The organism is Fibrobacter sp. (genome assembly GCF_017551775.1).
Lineage (GTDB): Bacteria > Fibrobacterota > Fibrobacteria > Fibrobacterales > Fibrobacteraceae > Fibrobacter.
Map to the genome: position 1 here is coordinate 19,627 of NZ_JAFZKX010000067.1, position 16,333 is coordinate 35,959.

Consider the following 16,333-nt stretch of genomic DNA (forward strand, 5'->3'; position numbering starts at 1 on the left):
CGGCGCCATGGTGCGTTGCCCCTTTTCAATTTAAAAGGAAATTTCTATTTTTCGCCCCGTAGAACATACCCTTCCAAGGAGCTTTTATGGGCGGCTTTTGTGGTGTTGTTTCCAAGTCAGATTGCGTATGCGATCTTTTCTTCGGGACTGACTATCATTCGCATCTCGGGACGCATCGCGGCGGCATGGCCGTGTTGAAGTCCGACGGAAATTTCCATCGTTCCATCCACAACATCCAGAACACGCCGTTCCGCAGCAAGTTCGAACACGATTTGGCAACCTTCGCCGGTAACGTCGGTGTGGGCGTCATTTCCGATACCGACCCGCAGCCGCTGGTGATGAGCACCAAGCTCGGGACTTTTGCGATCGTGACCGTGGGCCTCATCGCGAACATCGAGGAACTGAAGGAAGAACTCTTCCACAACAACTGCATGCAGCTGCAGTACTCCACCACTAGCGGGATGGTCGGCCCGACCGAAGTCGTTTCCGCTCTCATCGCGACGCAGGCTTCCATCGTGGATGGCCTCAAGTATGTGCACGAGAAGGTGAAGGGCAGCTGCTCCGTGCTGCTCATGGATAGCACGGGCCGCTTCTACGCGAGCCGCGACAAGTGGGGCCGCACGCCGATTATCCTCGGTAAGAAAGAAGGCTCGATGATTGCCGTGCAGGAAAGCTGCGCGCTCCCGAACCTCGGCTACGAGTACGTGCGCGACATGGGCCCGGGCGAGGTGGTCGAGCTCACTGCTGAAAAGGACATCTGCCTGGTCGAACCGCGCAAGAAGATGGCCATCTGCTCGTTCCTCTGGGTCTACTACGGTTACCCGGCCTCGAGCTACGAAGGCCGCAATGTGGAAATGACGCGCTACCGCTGTGGTTCCGCGCTTGCCAAGCGCACTCCCACCGAGGCCGACGCCGCCTGCGGTATTCCGGATTCCGGCACGTCTCATGCTCTCGGTTATGCGCACGAGGCCGGCGTGAAGTTCGCCCGCCCGTTCGTGAAGTACACGCCCACGTGGGCCCGCTCCTTTATGCCGCAGGACCAGCGCCAGCGCGAACATGTGGCTTCCATGAAGCTCATCCCGGTTCCGGGACTCATCCGCGACCGCCGTCTCGTGTTTTGCGACGACTCCATCGTGCGCGGTACGCAGCTCGGCAAGCAGGCCGCCAAGCTCTACTCCCTCGGCTGCAAGGAAACGCACATGCGCATCGCCTGCCCGCCGTTAGTTTATCCGTGCAAGTTCATCAACTTCTCGCGTTCCAAGAGCGTCTACGACCTCATCACGCGCCGTTACATCCGCGAAAAGGAAGGCGAGAACGCCGATATCGCGAAGTACACCGACCCGGATAGCGAAGCCTACCAGGGAATGGTCGAATACATCCGCAAGAACCTGAACTTGACGACGCTCGCGTTCCAGCGCATCGACGACCTGGTTCATGCCATCGGTCTCCCTGCCGAACAGCTCTGCACCTACTGCTGGAGCGGTAAGGACTATGCCGAGACGGGTGACTGCTACCATTGCCCCTGCGAAGATGGCGAATGCCACTGCAAGGAGAAGGACAAGTAAGGTCCTTGGCATAGTTTTTTGAGAATGCGTCCGAGGCGGCATGCCCCGGATGCATTTTTTTGTGCGTAATTTGCGGATTCCCTGTGGCGTCTGCGGTGCGTTTGCTCCCCCGCGGCGACCGGCTCTCCCTTTTTAACTATATTTGGCACACTATGGCACTATGCTTAGAAACTGAACAGCTGGAAACAGTCCAGCGGATTCTCGCCCTCCATTTCGACGGGTTGGAAGTTTGGGCTTACGGCCCCCGGCTCACGGGCGTGGATCTGACTCCCGAAACAGAATTGGACCTTGCGGTTATCGCCGAGCGCCCCCTGTCGTTCGAGGCTATGACCGCCGTGGAAAAGGCCTTCGCCGATAGCGGCCTCCCGTTCAGGGTGGATGTCATCGACTGGGTCAAGCTCCCGGAATCCATGCAGAAGAAAATAAAGAAAGAACACGAAGTGGTTCAGGCCGCTGACGAAGAAGCTCGGTAGATTATTATGAATCGACTCACAACCCTCCTCCTAGTGTGTGCGCTTTCGGGTTCGCTTTTTGCCCAGGACGATATTTCCAGGGCCAAGGCGATGATTCGTGACGGCAGGTATGCCGAAGCGATTGCCCCCCTCCAGAAAATTGCCGATTCCAAGAACTTCCGCAAGCACGAAGGCGCTCAGGCCTCTGTGCTCCTTACGGAATGTTACCTGCGCGAGCACAGGCGCGATGACGCCCTGAAGCTTGCCTCCAAGTTCCTGGAATACCACATGGCATCCGAGTACCGTGAACGCATGGAACTCGCCCGTGCCATCGCGCTCGTGGAGAAGGGCTCCGTGTACGAGGGTGTCGAGGCCATGCTGCGCATCCTGGCCTATACCAAGAATCCGGCCGCCAAGGGCCACACCAAGGAAGTCGCCATCCAGACGCTTGCCGCGAGCCTCCTGAATGCCGACCAGCTCCAGGCGCTTTTGGAAAAGTACCCGGTGGACAAGGACGTTGTGGGCTGGATCCAGCTGCAGATGGGTCGCGAATGCCAGAATGTGAAGCGCTACCGCGCCGCCCGCTACTGGTACAAGAAGGTTGTTAGCGGCGGTGTTGCCGAAAACCTTACCGCTACCGCCCAGCAGGGCCTGGAATCCATCGAGGGTCTCGGTGCCGGCATGCCGACGGTGCTCGTGCTCGCTCCGCTTTCGGGCGACTTCGCCGAGTTCGGTACGGCCGCGGTGCAGGGCGTTTACCTCGCCCACGAACAGGCGGGCCTTGCAGGCAAGGTGCGCATCCGCACTGCCGATACCCGCGCCGATGCCTCCATCGCGCTCATGCGCACTCAGCAGGCGGTTAACCAGGACAGCATCGTCGCCGTGATCGGCCCCATCATGAGCGCCCCCGCGGCGACCGTGGCCGCCTGGCTCGGCAGCAACTTCCAGAATATCCCGATGCTCACGCCTACCGCGACCGACGACGGCATCGCGAAGATGGGCCCGAACATTTTCCAGGTGAACATCACCATGGACAACCTCGCCCACAAGATTGCGGACTTCGCCACGAAGTGCCTCGATATCCGCGAGTTTGCCGTGCTCAGCCCCATCGGGGACTACGGCTCGGCGATGTCCCAGAGCTTCACGCGTGCCGTGGAGCGTCGCGGTGGAAAGATTTCCGCCTTCAGGAACTACGTCGAAGGCCGTCCGGATTACTCCACCGAGTTCAAGCTTCTGCGCGACGTGCGCTTCAAGCAGGAAAACCGCAGGCGCAATATCGCCCGCGGCGCGTCTGACCTGGATGCCGTTGGCGCCCGCGAACGCCGCGACTACCTGGCCGATTCCACCATGGAAATTCCCGGCATCTTCATCCCGTCGACGAACCCGGGCGATGCTGGCCTCATGGTCGGGCAGGTCGCCTACAACAAGATCAAGGGAACGATGCTCGGTACTTCGGGCTGGTACGGCCGTGAACTCCTGATTCAGGGCAAGCACCTGGTGGACAGCACGTACTTCAGCGTGCCGGGCCTGGACCTCTCGGGTAACAAAGAAGCCTACGAGAACTTCTCGAAGGCGTTCAAGGAAAAGTGGGGCGAAGCTCCGGCCGAAGACAAGGTGAGCGGCCTCAGCTACGACGCCGCCAACATCGTGTTCTCCGGTATCCAGAAGAAGGTCGAGAGCCTCACGAAGTACCTCAACAACACGTCCGTTTTCCAGAGCGTGTACGGCGAAATCAAGTTCACGCGCGGCGCGAACACGAACACCAAGGTGGTGACCGTTCGCAAGGGCAAGTTCTACGTGATGGAAGGCTGCAACCTTCCGTCCAATGCGCTCCCCTCGGACGACAAGAAGAAGGACGACAAGAAGTCATCCAAGAAATAGCGCCGGGCGCCTAGCCGGCGTCGGCGTAATCGTCATCGAAGTCGATGTTCGGGCCCGCGATGCTTGCGGCCACGAAGTCGGCTGATTCTCCCGAACGGTATAAGGACTGCAGGCTCGCATCGTCGATGAGCGACTCGAGCGAAATGCTGCTGATGGCTCCCAGTTCCTCGCGGATGCGGTTCTTGAATGCCTGGAACCCGGAGTTGATCAGGTAGAAGGATATCGCGGATGTCTTATGGATCGGTTTCATGTTTTCCCCCATACTGTTTCGCAATGTTCTACGGTATGCCGTGCCGGTCTTGCCCTGCCGTGGCTGTTGGTGGCACGCATGTTAAAAGATTGTTGATTACCTGTTTCTATTATACCTTTTGCGCCCCTCTCCAGACAAGTGACAGCCGTCAAATAGCGAATTTATAATATTCCACAATGTCGCGCAAAAAACGTGTTTTTCGTACGAAAATGGAAGAAAATGGGAACGCCTAACATGGTGAACATCAACACGATACGCTTTGCGCATTTTGTTAGTTTGTTTGTAACAAATGAAACAAGAAAAGCTATTCCACTTTGGATTAATATTTCGCCGCTTTGCGTGCGCCTTTGGCCGTTGCGTGCGCCTCTTTTGTATATTTGGGAGCGTTGAATCATTGTGGATTGATTGTCATGTACCGTATATTTCTTGTCGCTTTGACTTTTGCCTCGCTCGCCTTTGGCGGGTCGCCCGCGCCTACGCTTTCGCTTCCTTCGCCTATCGCGGAAATCGCTGAACGGGTGACCGAGCGTAACATGGCGCTCGATTACGACAGCGCCTTCGCACTTGCGAAGCAGGTGAGCGCGAAGAATGCGGGCGTGGGATGCGTGCTCGAGAACGTGGTGCTCGTGAGCCGCTACGACGACCTGGGCGATACGGCCGCGCTTGAATCGGCGGGGAAGAATCTCGAGAAGTGTGCGTCTACCGGGCTCTGGGAAGCCGTGCGCAAGTTCGAACTCGGTTACGTGCAGATTGAACTGGGCCATTCGGTGAAGGGCGCCATGACGACGCGTTCGGGTGCTAAGTTGTTCGAAGAATCGTCCGAGCTGGATGCGCAGGCCTTCTACGCCCTCTACGCGTACTACATGGACAAGAGTTTCAGCTGGCTTCCCTTCAAGACGGATCGCCGCGTCGAGTACCTCGCCGTGGTGGATTCCGCCGCTTCGGTTTCCAAGCAGTTCTGGCCCCTCTTCCTTACCTCGCTCGCCTGGATGTACTACGACAAGGGCGATTACAACGCGGGGCTCAGGATATTGAAGGTGGGCTTCGGCAAGGCGCCGAACCATCCGGTGCTTCTGCAGCTCAAGGCTGACATGCTCTACAAGCTCAAGCGCTACAAGGAAGCCGCGGACATCTACGAGAAGAGCGCTACCGATTACCTTGCACGTACCGGGAAGTCCATCCGTTACTGGTGCGCGGCGCTGAACCTGGTGCGCATCTATGCCGACATGGGCGACAAGGAGAAGTCCGCTCGCTGGAAGAAGGCGCTCGACGATCCGGAATACAAGAGGCTCGAACGCCGCATGCCGGAATCGCTCATGGACGACCTCGAAAGCAGGGACCTGCTGGATTAGTTTTGTAAAAACTGCACGTAAACAAAAAATTTACGGCTCATTTTGGGGGGCAAATCCGTTTTAAGGATAGAGACACTTTAAAACGGAGTACCCATGAAAAAAAGTCCGCTGAGGCTGTTCTTCTTTGTGGACGGCTATACGCTGAAGAAGGTGAACGAATTCTACAGGTTTCACCACCCTTACCACTCGCGAATCGATTTCCGCTCGCTCAAGAACTGGGCGCGCCACGAGGCCCTGCGCGTGTTTGCGCCCGGCAGCACCTACGCGGTGATGGACTGCCACTACTACCACCCGTACAAGGATCCGCACATGTACGGCGGAACGTGGGGCCTTTCGTGCTTCGAGCGGGAGCTGCGTTTCGCGGGATACCAGATACACTACTGCGACCAGGTGGGGCCCGAGGGCGTGAGGCCGAACATGGCCCTGCTCGAGGATGCGCTGCTGTTCGCGAGCTACCGCAAGATGGACGCGGTGGTGCTGCTCAGTACGCAGGGGCAGTATGCGCCGCTGCCTGACAGGCTGCGCATGATGGGGCTCCCGATGCTTTTGCTCGGGTGGCAGTTCTCGTACTCGAAGGAGAACCGCTTGGTGCGCTGGAAGACGGACCCGTACCTGCAGGAGCTCGCCACCTTCTACGTGGCGATGGACCGCGTCGCCGAGAGGGGAATCAGCGCCGCCGACGGTGGCCTGTTCTGCGACGGATAGCAAAAGCCCCAGTTGTTGAACTGGGGCGGTTGAAAAGTTACCGGAGGTTCAGTCCCCGAAACGACGAGTGCTCGGGCATCCGTGAGCAACAAACGCCTCGTATTGCGATTACATCGCATAAACCGGCGCCTCAACAATAGAAACAAGTAAACTTTTTTCTGCTGTACTCGGCTTAGGTTTATTTAACGAGGCGTGGTTGCGAGAGCGAGTGAGAAACCGGAGGTTTCAACACCTAAAATGTCGAACGAGCGGTCTTCTGTGAACGGAAAAGGCTCGTATCAACGAGCCTTTGCAGTGAGAGAGCACGAGCTACCGGAGGTTCAGTCCCCGAAACATCGAGTGCTCGGTCTTATTACAACTTATCGGCTTGCTTGCGCTGCCAGTCGCTCTTGAACGTCCAGGTAGCGCGCACACCCACAAACCAGGTGTCGCCGCTATTATCTGTATCGTAGGGCTTGTTCACGAGGACGTGTTCTTCAATCTCGATGTCGCTATAGTCTACATGGCGGTAGCCGCCGTAGATACCGATGGCGATGGGGTTGATTTCCAGGCGGAGTTCGAGTTCGCCGGTGACGGTCGCATCCATGGTGCTGTAGTAGCGGTCGCGGGCATTTACGAAATTGCCGCTTTCTTCGACAAAGGTGAAGAGGGATGCGAAGTGGAAGTTGATGAGGTTGAAGCCGACACCGACGGCGGGGATCAGGTTGATGACGGTGTTTTCGCCGAAGAGCTTCCAGCCGAACATCCAGTCGACACCGTAGGTGAACCACTTGACGTCAAACAAGGGGGCCTTCTGCACGTCGCCGCTTTCGATGCTGGTAACGTTGTAGGTTTTGGACGGGCGTTCAGAAATCTGGGTCGGCATGGCGTTGATGTTGAACCAGGTGAGGAACTGCTTGTACTGCGCACCGATGTTCATGTGCAGTCCGAGGTAGTAGTCGTAGAATTCGGCGTATTCGAAGGAGCCGTGATAGGTTTCTTCTGCGTGGGTCTTTTGGTTTTCCATGACGATACGGCCGTTGTAGCGAGCAATGGTGTTCACATAGTTGTGAAAATCCCCGAACATGCCACGGTAGTCGGCACCGACGGAGATGAAGCCGCGGACGTGGTTCTTTTCGTAGAAACCGTTCTCCGAATCCGCGAAGGCGCTGGTCGCGAATGTGAGTGCGCACAGGAGCGAAACCAAGTAAACTATTTTTGTCTTCATACAAGACTCCGTATAAGGAATTGACGATGTATAAAATACATTATGTTTTGCGAATGTGCATCGAAATTTTTCATAAGATGTTAAAAATCAACGATTTACGTGCTTTTTTGAGGGCGTTCCTGGGGGGGCGGTTGGGCCGAATTGTGCCTGGGGTCGCCTTGCCGGGGGTCGTTTGCCTCGCAATTTGTGCCTGCGGGGGGGCGGATTCCCCGGAGGCGAGGGCCAAAGGGGAGGCCATGTGCTCGGATTCCGTGCAGTTTTCCCCGCAGTTGTACAGCAATTTGTTCCGCATGGGCAGTTCCTGCGGCCAAAGTCTGGTCGAAATCCGCTCCGAAGTGGGGCGCGATACCCTCGTGAAGCGCTTCGTGCTGGCCGATTCCGCCTTCGTTGCGGATACGGCGAAGCTCAGGCGGGTTTCGGCGGGCAAGGAATGGCGGGGGGCGACCGTCGTCCGGGTGCCGGTACGCCGTGCGGTGGTGCTCTCGTCGGCGCAGCTCGGGTTCATGCTCCGCCTCGGGGTCGAAGACCGCATCGTGGGCGTGGGCGCGGGCGCCTACATCGTGGATAGCGCGCTTGCCGCGAAGGTCGCGCAGGGCAAGGTGCTCGAGGTGGGCAACGGGCCGCAGGTGTCGCTCGAGAAGGTAATCTCGCTCAAGCCCGACCTGGTGATGACGTTTGCGACGGGCGGCGCGTACGACGATTACGACAGGCTTTCGACCCTCGGGCTTCCGCTGATGCTCACTTCCGAATGGCAGGAGAACAACCCGTTCGCGAAATTCGACTGGATTAGTTTGTTTGCAAAACTCTTCGGCGCGGAAGCGCGGGCGGCGCAGATTCTGGAGCCGTATGCGCAGGTGATTCCCGAGATGGCGAAAAAGGAAGCGGACCCGCTTGTCGCCTGCAGGGAGAACGGCCCGCGCGTAATCGCGGGCATGGCGTACGGCGGCGTGTGGTATGCGCCCGGCGGAAGGAGCTACACCGCGAGCCTTATAAGGCAGGCGGGCGGCTGCTACCTGTGGGCTGGCGATACCACCCGCGAGATGAAGTTCTCGCTCGAGGAAATCTTCGCGGTGGCCGACAGCGCCGACGTGTGGGTGAACCCGGGAATATACGGGACGCCCGATGACATAATCGCGGCGGAACCGAGGCTCGGTCGCATCAGGCCGTTCAGGGAGAAGCGCGTGTGCCAGAACGATGCCCGCAAGAGCGCTGGCGGCGGGAACGACTTCTTCGAGAGTGCGGTCTCGAGGCCGGTGGAACTGGTCCGGAACCTCCACGAATGCGTTTTCGGCATAAAAGAGGGCGAATCCGGCACCATCTCGGAGGACCCGCCCTACAAATGGTATAGAAATATTTATAATTTTGCATTATGATGAAGTCGACTACTGGTATTGGTGAATGGATTGCCTCCAGCTACGAAGCGAGTGTTCCGTTTTTGCAGCAGGTGCCGCGAGATTGTGCTGACTATTTACTGCTGAATGCGCAGATTCGCGAGTATGACGCTGGCGAAATCATCGTGCAGGGCGGCGTGGAAGGCGAGTACTTCTGCGTGATGCAGAGTGGTCGGGCCCAGGTTTGCGGACAGATTCTGCCGGACGGACACTATACCGTAGTCGCCTATATCGAGAGTGGCGCGTGCTTTGCCGAGATGTCCATCCTGTGTAACGAGCCTACGAGCAATACCATCATCGCCGCCGAAGACGGCTGCACGGTGCTGCTCATCCCGAAGGCCGAATTCGTGAAGTTCCTCGACAAGAACCCGAATATCATGGTGTACCTTTACAAGGTCGTTTGCGACAGCCTCCGCACGAAGAACAAGGCGTTCGACGAGTTCCAGCGGCTTTCGCTCCTTGCCTCGGGCACGGTGCTCCCCTTCATCGATTTTGCGCAGACCATGGAAAAGAGCCGCATCACCGGTACGGTGATTTGCGAATCCCAGTTCGGGTCCGGCTTTGTGGCCTTCGAGGACGGCCGCATCTGCTGTGCCAAGTGCGGCAAGCATACCGGCCAGGATGCCCTCGAGGATATCCTCTCTTGGGGCGACGAGTCCATGTACAAGCTCGATACGCACCTGATGCCGGGTACGGTGAACATCAACCAGATGGCCGATACCACGAGCCTCATTCTGGATGCGCTCAGGAATATTGACGAAAAACAAGGTGCCCGCAAGTAGGGCAAAACATAGTGCCCGATTCTGGGCAAAGGAAAGAAGATGAATTACGCAGACGCAGGAGTATCCTTGGCACGTGCCGACGAAGCAATGGTCGGTGTCAAGAAATCCGTACGTACTACATTCAACCAGGGCGTTCTGGGCGACGTCGGCAATTTCGGCGGCCTCTTTACGCTCAACCACCTCGGCATGAAGGACCCTGTTCTCGTGAGTTCCGTCGACGGCGTGGGCACCAAGCTCAAGGTCGATATCGAAATGGGCACGCACGAACTGCCGGGCCAGGACATCGTGAACCACTGCTGCGACGATATCCTCGTGCAGGGCGCGCGTCCGCTGTTCTTCCTTGACTATGTGGCTACCGGCCGCTTGGAACCGGGTGTCATGGACAAGCTCGTCGCCGGTATGGCCAAGGCCTGCCGCGAGAACGACCTCGTGCTCATCGGCGGTGAAACTGCCGAAATGCCGGGCTTCTACGGTCCGGGTGACTACGACATTTCCGGCACCATCGTCGGCGTCGTGGAACGCGAAAACATCATCGACGGCAAGAAGATCAAGCCGGGTACCATCATCCTCGGTCTGCCTTCCACCGGATTGCATACAAACGGCTACTCGCTTGCTCGTAAGGTGCTCTTCGACGTGGCCGGCTACAAGGTCGATACCCTCGTCGACGGCATGGACAAGACCATCGGTGAAGCGCTCGCCGTGCCGCATCGCAGCTACTACCCGAGCCTCATCGATCTTTGCAACAAGAAGATCATTCAGGGCCTCGCCCACATCACGGGTTCGGGCTACCAGGGCAACATCCCGCGTATCCTCCCGGACGATGTCGACGTGATCATCGACCGCACCACGTGGGATCCTCCGATGATCTTCAAGCTCATCCAGCAGGCCGGCTCCGTGGAGAAGGACGAGATGTACTCTACCTTCAACATGGGTATGGGCATGCTCATCTTCATCGACCCGGCTGACAAGGCCGAAGTCACTGCCCACCTCGAAGCCAAGGGCGAAAAGTGGGTGCAGATCGGTGAAGTCGTCGCCGGTACCAAGCAGGTGAAGTTCAGGGACTAATTGCACCAATGGTGCATTTGTAACTCGAAAAAGGCGTCCACGATAGTGGAGCCTTTTTTTCGCGGCTTTTTTTTGCGTAAAACTGTGAGGTCAAGCACGCCCGGGCACATTTTGGGAACATATTAATGTTTCAAATTGCTTTTTTGCGTGCGTAAGTGGCCCCACGAATATATTTTTAAGGTTGTATAAAAGGAAGTTCTATGAAAAAACGTATTACGAAGCTTATGATTGCAGCGGGTGCTGTGGCGCTCGTGTGCGCCTGTTCCGACGACCCGTCCAATAGCATGGGTTCTGAAACCTGCAATTCGCTTACCGGCTGCGATGGTTCCAGCGCGGTGATTGACCCGAACTCCAGCGCGACAATCAACCCGAATTCTAGCGGCACCGTTATTCCCGGCTCCAGCACGGTTGTCGACCCGAACTCCAGCGCGACCGTTCCTGGCTCCAGCACGGTTGTCGACCCGAATTCCAGCGCGACTGTTCCCGGCTCCAGCGCTTCGATTGACCCGAACTCCAGTGCGACCGTGCAGGTTAGCAGTTCCAGCGACGTTCCGCGCGACGAAAACGGATTCCCGACCATCGAATCTTACGGCCCGCCTCCTGAGGCCTACACCAAGGACATTTTGAACAACGGAAAAACAGGTTGGAGCAGCCGTTACTGGGATGCTTGCAAGCCGCACTGTTCTTGGCTCAGCAGCGTCGATACCACGAGCGAAGAAAAATACCAGGAAGGCATGACCGTGGCGCGTAACTGCAACATTCACGACGTGGAAGTCCCTGCCTTTACGCTTGGCCATGCGGTACAGCAGTACTGGATGGGCTACGAAGGCACGAACAGCGCCTGTGTGAACTCGAATGCCGGCGGCACTTACACCTGCACCGACATGGCTCCTATCCAGGTGACCGAAAACCTTTCTTACGGCTACGTGGCTGCTCCGGGCGCACAGTTCGGCGGCGGTTGCGGCAAGTGCTTCCATTTGCAGTTTAACGGTGGCAACCATGCAAACGACGTGAAGGCCACGCACAAGGCTCTCAAGGGCAAGCACATGATCGTGATGGCATCCAACATCGGTTACGACGTGGAAGCCGGCCAGTACGACATGCTCGTGCCGGGCGGTGGCGTGGGTGCATTCAACGCGCTCTCTACCCAGATTGGCGTGCCTGCAAGCGGCCTCGGCGCAAACGGCGGCGGATTCATGACGGAATGCCAGCAGAGCCTCGGCTGGGATAACACTGTGGAAGCCTACCAGGAATGCGTGCTCAAGAAGTGCGACGAAGTATTCAAGGATTGGCCGAACCTGCTGCGCGGCTGCCGCTGGTATGCTGAATGGTACATGACCGCCGACAACCCGACCTACAACTGGGAAGAGGTGGAATGCCCGCAGTACCTGATTGACCATTACATGACCTCGTTCAATACGACCAGGGAAAACCGCTGGCGTTGGAAGGATGACTGGTCTGACTACAAGAAGGGTGACGTGCTCGATACCGTTTACTGCTGGAAGGATGGCGAAAACCCGAACGATCCGAACGGCAAGGGCGCTGGCTGCGCTCCGTAACGAGGATTTATGAAACGTAAACTGTTTGGCTCGTTGATTGTGGCAAGTGCAGTCGCCATGATTTGCGCTTGCGGCGATGATACTGGTTCGAGCAATGCACCCGACCTGATGGGCAACGAGCCGGGTTCCAGCGTGATTGACAACCCGGCTTCGTCCGGCGCGGTTAATCCGGGCTCTAGCGCGGTTGTTCCTGGTTCTAGCACCACGATCGACCCGAATTCCAGCACTTCGGTCAACCCGAATTCTAGCACGACCGTTCCGGGCTCCAGCGGCTCTGTCATCGGTTCCAGTGCCGATGCGGGTCCCGAAAGTTCCAGCAGCAAGGAACCGGAACTTGACGCGAGCGGATTCCCGACTCTTGAATCTTACGGGCCGCCTCCGGCCGAATACACCAAGGACATCAGCGCTACGGCGAAGCGCGGTTGGAATACCCGCTACTGGGACGCCTGCAAGCCGCACTGCTCTTGGCTTAGGGAAAACCCTAACGATGTGACTCGTGCGGACACGTCTTCCGATGCGGCCTACATTGCCGACTTTGGCACTGCGCGTAACTGCAACATTCACGACGTGGAAGTCCCTACCTTTACCTTGGGTGACGTATCGAAATCCTGGTTCGGTTACAACGGGACCAGAAGCGCTTGCGGCGACGAAAAGGAAAAGGGCGTGTTCACCTGCACGGACATGGCGCCTATTGCCGTGAACGACACTCTTTCTTATGGGTACGTTGCGGGTACTGCCGACAGCAAGTGCGGCAAGTGCTATCACCTGCAGTACGACGGTCACTTCGCGAACGAGATGGAAAACAACCCGCCAAGGGAAACTCACCGGGCGCTCAAGGGCAAGCACATGATCGTGATGGCCTCCAACATCGGTAACGACGTGGCGGGCGGCAATGCTAATCTTCCGGCAGGCCAGTTTGATTTGATGGTGCCGGGTGGTGGCGTGGGCGCCTTTGACGCCCTCACTGTCCAGGTGAACAAAGGCCGCGACTTTAACTGGGGCGCAGGCTTTGGCGGATTCTTGACCGAATGCCAGAACAAGCTCGGCTACGAGGCTACTCTCGTCGCGTACCAGACCTGCATCAAGGATATGTGCGACGCGGCTTTCGGCGACGCCGGCCTTCCGAACCTTTTGCGCGGTTGCCACTGGTTTGCCGACTGGTACAAGGCTGCGGACAATCCGACCTACTACATCGAAGAAGTGGAATGCCCGCAGTACCTGATCGATCATTACATGAGCCGATTCAACACCACTACGGTAACCAACATCAAGAAGGTGACGGACTGGTCCACTTACAAGGAAGGCGACGTGCTCGACACGCTCCATTGCTGGAAGGCGGGCGAAGCTCCTCCGGAAGACGGTTGGGTCAACCCGAGCGCCGGCTGTGCTCCGTAAGTAGACAAAAATTTGGATAAAGCCCCGTCTCGCACGGGGCTTTTTGCATTCTATCCTTGCTTTTTGCCGGATTATCGCTAACTGCAAATTAGGTTATTGGCAAATAGATTCTTTGACCTTATATTACGAGCATGAGAGTGTTGAAAGTTGTTATTTGTGTATTGCTTGCCTTGAGCCTTGTGGGCTGCGCCATGAGCAGGAACCCTAATCCCATGATTCGTTATGGGGTGAATACTGGTGTGGCTTTGTCGGGTCCGGGCCTTATCGCCTTGTGCGTGGCCGGGGCCGTGGCGGAAGAAACTGGCCCGGATTCAGAATGGGGTCAATTGGCCTTTTGGGGAATTGCCGCCGCTGCTGGCGGTTTTATGGTGGGCGCAGCTTTGGGCGGGACGGTAGGTTTTTTCAAGTGGATGTTCAACGGGTTTAAAGACGACAATGTTGAATCGGCTTACGATCTGCCAGAAGAAATAATGCCGCCCGCCGAGTGATGTTTTGTAATTTGTCTGTTGACCCCGATCAGTCGGGGTTTTTATTTTTGATTTGCGGGATGTGAATGCGTTAGGAGGATTCCTTATGAGAAACGGAATGAACAAGTTGTTGACCGTGACGGCTGTGCTTGCGAGTGTTTGCATGTGGGGGTGTACGGATGTGGATTTCCGTTGGGAAAAAAATCGCAGTAGCGAGAAAGTTGTTGGTTTCGTTGATGATTCTCTTGTAATGGTGGGCGATTATCGGTGCTGGCTGGAAACAAGAGATTATTGGTTTGCGCTGAATGAGGAATCGAGTAACTGTGGTCGTGAACGTCTGTGCGTTTATAATTATCGTGTCCAAGAAGATGGTCCGAGATGGTGTGATTCGCTTTCTAGCAAAAAGATGACGGGTATATTTGCTGGACAAATGACGGATTCCGTGATTTGGGGCGGTGAAGTCTCGAAATCAGTTCGATTGTGGAAAATTGGCGAGAGACCGCATGAAATCAAATTGACAAAAGAGAGCGATGGTTGCTCCGTAGAGTTTAGGATAAGCTCGTTAAAGCCGTGGCTAGACGGAACTTTCATTGGAAGGAGCGGTGAATCCCTGGCTGCTGATGGCGATACATGCAATTACGTGGTTTTGGATACGCTTTTGAGGAGTCTGACCTACAAGCGGCTGGACAAGGATTTGGAATGGATAAAGAAGTGTGATGACGTGAGAGCGTGGGGCGAGGATGTGTATTGCTTGTGGAAAAATGATGATAAATCTGGTTTCTATTTAGAAGTGAATAATCAAAAAAAGGATTCTGTGCTTGTTGCAAATGTACCGCATACAACGGACTTGTGGAAGTCTTTTGAATTTGGCTTTATGGGGGATATGCTTTATTTTGGACATAATATTAATTCTATAGATGTTGAGAATAAGCGGATTATCATATACCCAAATATCAAGGCAAAAAGCGCCTTTAATTATGTAGATGAAAATAACAATAATGTGAATTATGAGTTTGTTCAAGAATGATTATGCGTAATCTATTGATTTTTTTTCTTGCGTCAACGGCGTATATTTGGGCTGTTTCTAAACCAATGGAGTCCATTGAAAATTACAATGGGTAATAATTGAAGTCAAATCCAATCCTTTGATTGGATTTTTTACAATATTTTTAGAGGACTTTGTAATAACAAAGTAAGTTTTGCGCTGGTTGTAAATCAAATCAAAGGCAGTCTATCGTCAATTTAAGAACGGCTATCATGAGTTTACAAAAACATTCTTGATGTTGCGTTGCGGTTTATGTAAATTTGTATTGGTAAATTGCATGAAAAATCATCCCTTTGGGCGATGTGTGAATGCGTTAGGAGGATTCCTTATGAGAAACGGAATGAACAAGTTGTTGGCCGTGATGGCTGTGCTTGCTTGCGCATGCATGTGGGGGTGTACGGATGTGGATTTTAAATGGAGTGATGGTCGGGGGACTCCGTTAATCGCCGGTTTCATAGACGATTCGTTAGTTGTTGCGTACGATTGCAGAGAGTGGCTTGAAACTACGGAAACCTGGTCCATCGGGGACGGGTATAGCGAAAAATCGTCATGTGGCCATGATCGATTGCTTGTCTACAATTACCGCGTGCAGGAAGATGGTCCGCGTTGGAGTGATTCCCTTACGAATAAAAGCGGCGGCTACCGATGGTACCAACTGACGGATTCCATTTTTTGGCGTTGGGAGGGGAATAACATTCTTTTATGGAAGCTTGGCGGGACTGCTCATGAGATGAAAATTTCAAGAAAGAATGAAGGATGTTCGCAATCTTCTAAAATAGAACGAATGCATCAATGGCTAGATGGGACATTTATTGCACTGGGAGGAAATCTTTCTGCGGGTAACGACAGTTGTCAATATGCGGTGCTGGATACGGTGGCGGGTACGCTGACCTATATGCGGCTGGATGAGGATTTGGAATGGATTAAGAAGTGTGATGACGTGAGAGCGTGGGGTGAGGATGTGTATTGCTTGAAATTTGATAAAGAGGAGAGAACGTCCTCGTTGTTTATAAATGATAGCTTGGGACACGTTTTGGAAAATAATTATTTCTGGACTGCGGGGGCTGTTTTGCAATTTCAGGGGCATATTCTCTTATTGGAACGAGATGTTTGTCAGTTAGAGAATGGAGAAATTAAGTGCTTTGCATCAGCTTCGTCTAATGGAATTTCTTTTAAGAATAAAGATGAAAATGTGTACATCACATATTAGCGTTTTG

Annotated in this window: 15 protein-coding genes; 13 read left to right on the forward strand and 2 right to left on the reverse strand. The window is 55.2% G+C overall.

Features of this window, described 5'->3' with window-relative positions; translation table 11 throughout:
* Positions 1–86 precede the first annotated feature (86 nt).
* The 3 genes from IK012_RS07780 to IK012_RS07790 all read left to right on the forward strand — a co-directional run bounded on the left by IK012_RS07780 (position 87) and on the right by IK012_RS07790 (position 3,898).
* Positions 87–1,565 (forward strand): amidophosphoribosyltransferase, encoded by a 1,479-nt coding sequence (locus IK012_RS07780; RefSeq protein ID WP_290952755.1) that lies wholly within the window; start codon positions 87–89, stop codon positions 1,563–1,565.
* A gap of 152 nt (positions 1,566–1,717) precedes the next feature.
* Entirely contained in the window at positions 1,718–2,038 is a 321-nt protein-coding gene (locus tag IK012_RS07785; protein ID WP_173379745.1) for a nucleotidyltransferase domain-containing protein, read from the forward strand.
* Between the two features lie 6 nt (positions 2,039–2,044).
* Positions 2,045–3,898 (forward strand): penicillin-binding protein activator, encoded by a 1,854-nt coding sequence (locus IK012_RS07790; protein ID WP_290952758.1) that lies wholly within the window; start codon positions 2,045–2,047, stop codon positions 3,896–3,898.
* A gap of 10 nt (positions 3,899–3,908) precedes the next feature.
* Here IK012_RS07790 and IK012_RS07795 read toward each other — a convergent pair whose 3' ends face one another.
* Positions 3,909–4,148: a hypothetical protein gene (locus IK012_RS07795; RefSeq protein ID WP_173379743.1), complete on the reverse strand. Its 240-nt coding sequence runs from the start codon at positions 4,146–4,148 to the stop codon at positions 3,909–3,911.
* A 410-nt stretch (positions 4,149–4,558) separates the two neighbouring features.
* Between IK012_RS07795 and IK012_RS07800 the strand changes: the two genes are divergently transcribed.
* Both IK012_RS07800 and IK012_RS07805 read left to right on the forward strand, forming a co-directional pair.
* The gene (locus IK012_RS07800) at positions 4,559–5,500 is read left to right on the forward strand and encodes a lipopolysaccharide assembly protein LapB (protein ID WP_290952770.1); all 942 of its coding nucleotides are present in this window, start codon (positions 4,559–4,561) and stop codon (positions 5,498–5,500) included.
* 93 nt (positions 5,501–5,593) lie between these two features.
* Positions 5,594–6,205: an NYN domain-containing protein gene (locus IK012_RS07805; protein ID WP_173379742.1), complete on the forward strand. Its 612-nt coding sequence runs from the start codon at positions 5,594–5,596 to the stop codon at positions 6,203–6,205.
* 352 nt (positions 6,206–6,557) lie between these two features.
* Here the strand turns inward: IK012_RS07805 and IK012_RS07810 are convergent, their stop codons facing one another.
* Positions 6,558–7,412, reverse strand: a complete 855-nt coding sequence (locus IK012_RS07810; RefSeq protein ID WP_290952773.1) for a hypothetical protein — start codon at positions 7,410–7,412, stop codon at positions 6,558–6,560.
* A 236-nt stretch (positions 7,413–7,648) separates the two neighbouring features.
* On the opposite strand from IK012_RS07810, the gene IK012_RS07815 reads away from it, so the two are divergent.
* The 8 genes from IK012_RS07815 to IK012_RS07850 all read left to right on the forward strand — a co-directional run bounded on the left by IK012_RS07815 (position 7,649) and on the right by IK012_RS07850 (position 16,326).
* Positions 7,649–8,785 (forward strand): ABC transporter substrate-binding protein, encoded by a 1,137-nt coding sequence (locus tag IK012_RS07815; protein WP_290952776.1) that lies wholly within the window; start codon positions 7,649–7,651, stop codon positions 8,783–8,785.
* Positions 8,782–9,585 (forward strand): cyclic nucleotide-binding domain-containing protein, encoded by an 804-nt coding sequence (locus IK012_RS07820; protein ID WP_290952779.1) that lies wholly within the window; start codon positions 8,782–8,784, stop codon positions 9,583–9,585. Before IK012_RS07815 ends, IK012_RS07820 begins: the two co-directional genes overlap by 4 nt.
* 39 nt (positions 9,586–9,624) lie before the next feature.
* Positions 9,625–10,650: a phosphoribosylformylglycinamidine cyclo-ligase gene (gene purM / locus IK012_RS07825; protein ID WP_173384640.1), complete on the forward strand. Its 1,026-nt coding sequence runs from the start codon at positions 9,625–9,627 to the stop codon at positions 10,648–10,650.
* A gap of 200 nt (positions 10,651–10,850) precedes the next feature.
* On the forward strand, positions 10,851–12,209 hold the full coding sequence (locus tag IK012_RS07830) for a glycosyl hydrolase family 5 (RefSeq protein ID WP_290952784.1): 1,359 nt from the start codon (positions 10,851–10,853) through the stop codon (positions 12,207–12,209).
* A 9-nt stretch (positions 12,210–12,218) separates the two neighbouring features.
* Complete coding sequence (locus IK012_RS07835; RefSeq protein ID WP_290952787.1) at positions 12,219–13,604, forward strand: glycosyl hydrolase family 5; 1,386 nt, start codon at positions 12,219–12,221, stop codon at positions 13,602–13,604.
* 131 nt (positions 13,605–13,735) lie between these two features.
* Entirely contained in the window at positions 13,736–14,092 is a 357-nt protein-coding gene (locus IK012_RS07840; RefSeq protein WP_290952790.1) for a hypothetical protein, read from the forward strand.
* Positions 14,093–14,177: 85 nt separating this feature from the next.
* Positions 14,178–15,098, forward strand: coding sequence for a hypothetical protein (locus tag IK012_RS07845; RefSeq protein ID WP_290952792.1), 921 nt, complete (start codon positions 14,178–14,180; stop codon positions 15,096–15,098).
* A gap of 346 nt (positions 15,099–15,444) precedes the next feature.
* Positions 15,445–16,326: a hypothetical protein gene (locus IK012_RS07850; protein WP_290952795.1), complete on the forward strand. Its 882-nt coding sequence runs from the start codon at positions 15,445–15,447 to the stop codon at positions 16,324–16,326.
* The last annotated feature ends 7 nt before the right edge of the window (positions 16,327–16,333 follow it).

Excerpts from the sequence above, each read along its gene's own strand:
- IK012_RS07790 (WP_290952758.1), top strand. The coding sequence starts at position 2,045 with ATGAATCGACTCACAACCCTCCTCCTAGTGTGTGCGCTTTCGGGTTCG.
- IK012_RS07810 (WP_290952773.1), bottom strand. The coding sequence starts at position 7,412 with ATGAAGACAAAAATAGTTTACTTGGTTTCGCTCCTGTGCGCACTCACA.
- IK012_RS07780 (WP_290952755.1), top strand. The coding sequence starts at position 87 with ATGGGCGGCTTTTGTGGTGTTGTTTCCAAGTCAGATTGCGTATGCGAT.
- IK012_RS07815 (WP_290952776.1), top strand. The coding sequence starts at position 7,649 with ATGTGCTCGGATTCCGTGCAGTTTTCCCCGCAGTTGTACAGCAATTTG.
- IK012_RS07820 (WP_290952779.1), top strand. The coding sequence starts at position 8,782 with ATGATGAAGTCGACTACTGGTATTGGTGAATGGATTGCCTCCAGCTAC.
- IK012_RS07785 (WP_173379745.1), top strand. The coding sequence starts at position 1,718 with ATGGCACTATGCTTAGAAACTGAACAGCTGGAAACAGTCCAGCGGATT.
- IK012_RS07850 (WP_290952795.1), top strand. The coding sequence starts at position 15,445 with ATGAGAAACGGAATGAACAAGTTGTTGGCCGTGATGGCTGTGCTTGCT.
- IK012_RS07800 (WP_290952770.1), top strand. The coding sequence starts at position 4,559 with ATGTACCGTATATTTCTTGTCGCTTTGACTTTTGCCTCGCTCGCCTTT.
- IK012_RS07805 (WP_173379742.1), top strand. The coding sequence starts at position 5,594 with ATGAAAAAAAGTCCGCTGAGGCTGTTCTTCTTTGTGGACGGCTATACG.
- IK012_RS07845 (WP_290952792.1), top strand. The coding sequence starts at position 14,178 with ATGAGAAACGGAATGAACAAGTTGTTGACCGTGACGGCTGTGCTTGCG.
- IK012_RS07795 (WP_173379743.1), bottom strand. The coding sequence starts at position 4,148 with ATGAAACCGATCCATAAGACATCCGCGATATCCTTCTACCTGATCAAC.
- IK012_RS07830 (WP_290952784.1), top strand. The coding sequence starts at position 10,851 with ATGAAAAAACGTATTACGAAGCTTATGATTGCAGCGGGTGCTGTGGCG.
- purM (WP_173384640.1), top strand. The coding sequence starts at position 9,625 with ATGAATTACGCAGACGCAGGAGTATCCTTGGCACGTGCCGACGAAGCA.
- IK012_RS07835 (WP_290952787.1), top strand. The coding sequence starts at position 12,219 with ATGAAACGTAAACTGTTTGGCTCGTTGATTGTGGCAAGTGCAGTCGCC.
- IK012_RS07840 (WP_290952790.1), top strand. The coding sequence starts at position 13,736 with ATGAGAGTGTTGAAAGTTGTTATTTGTGTATTGCTTGCCTTGAGCCTT.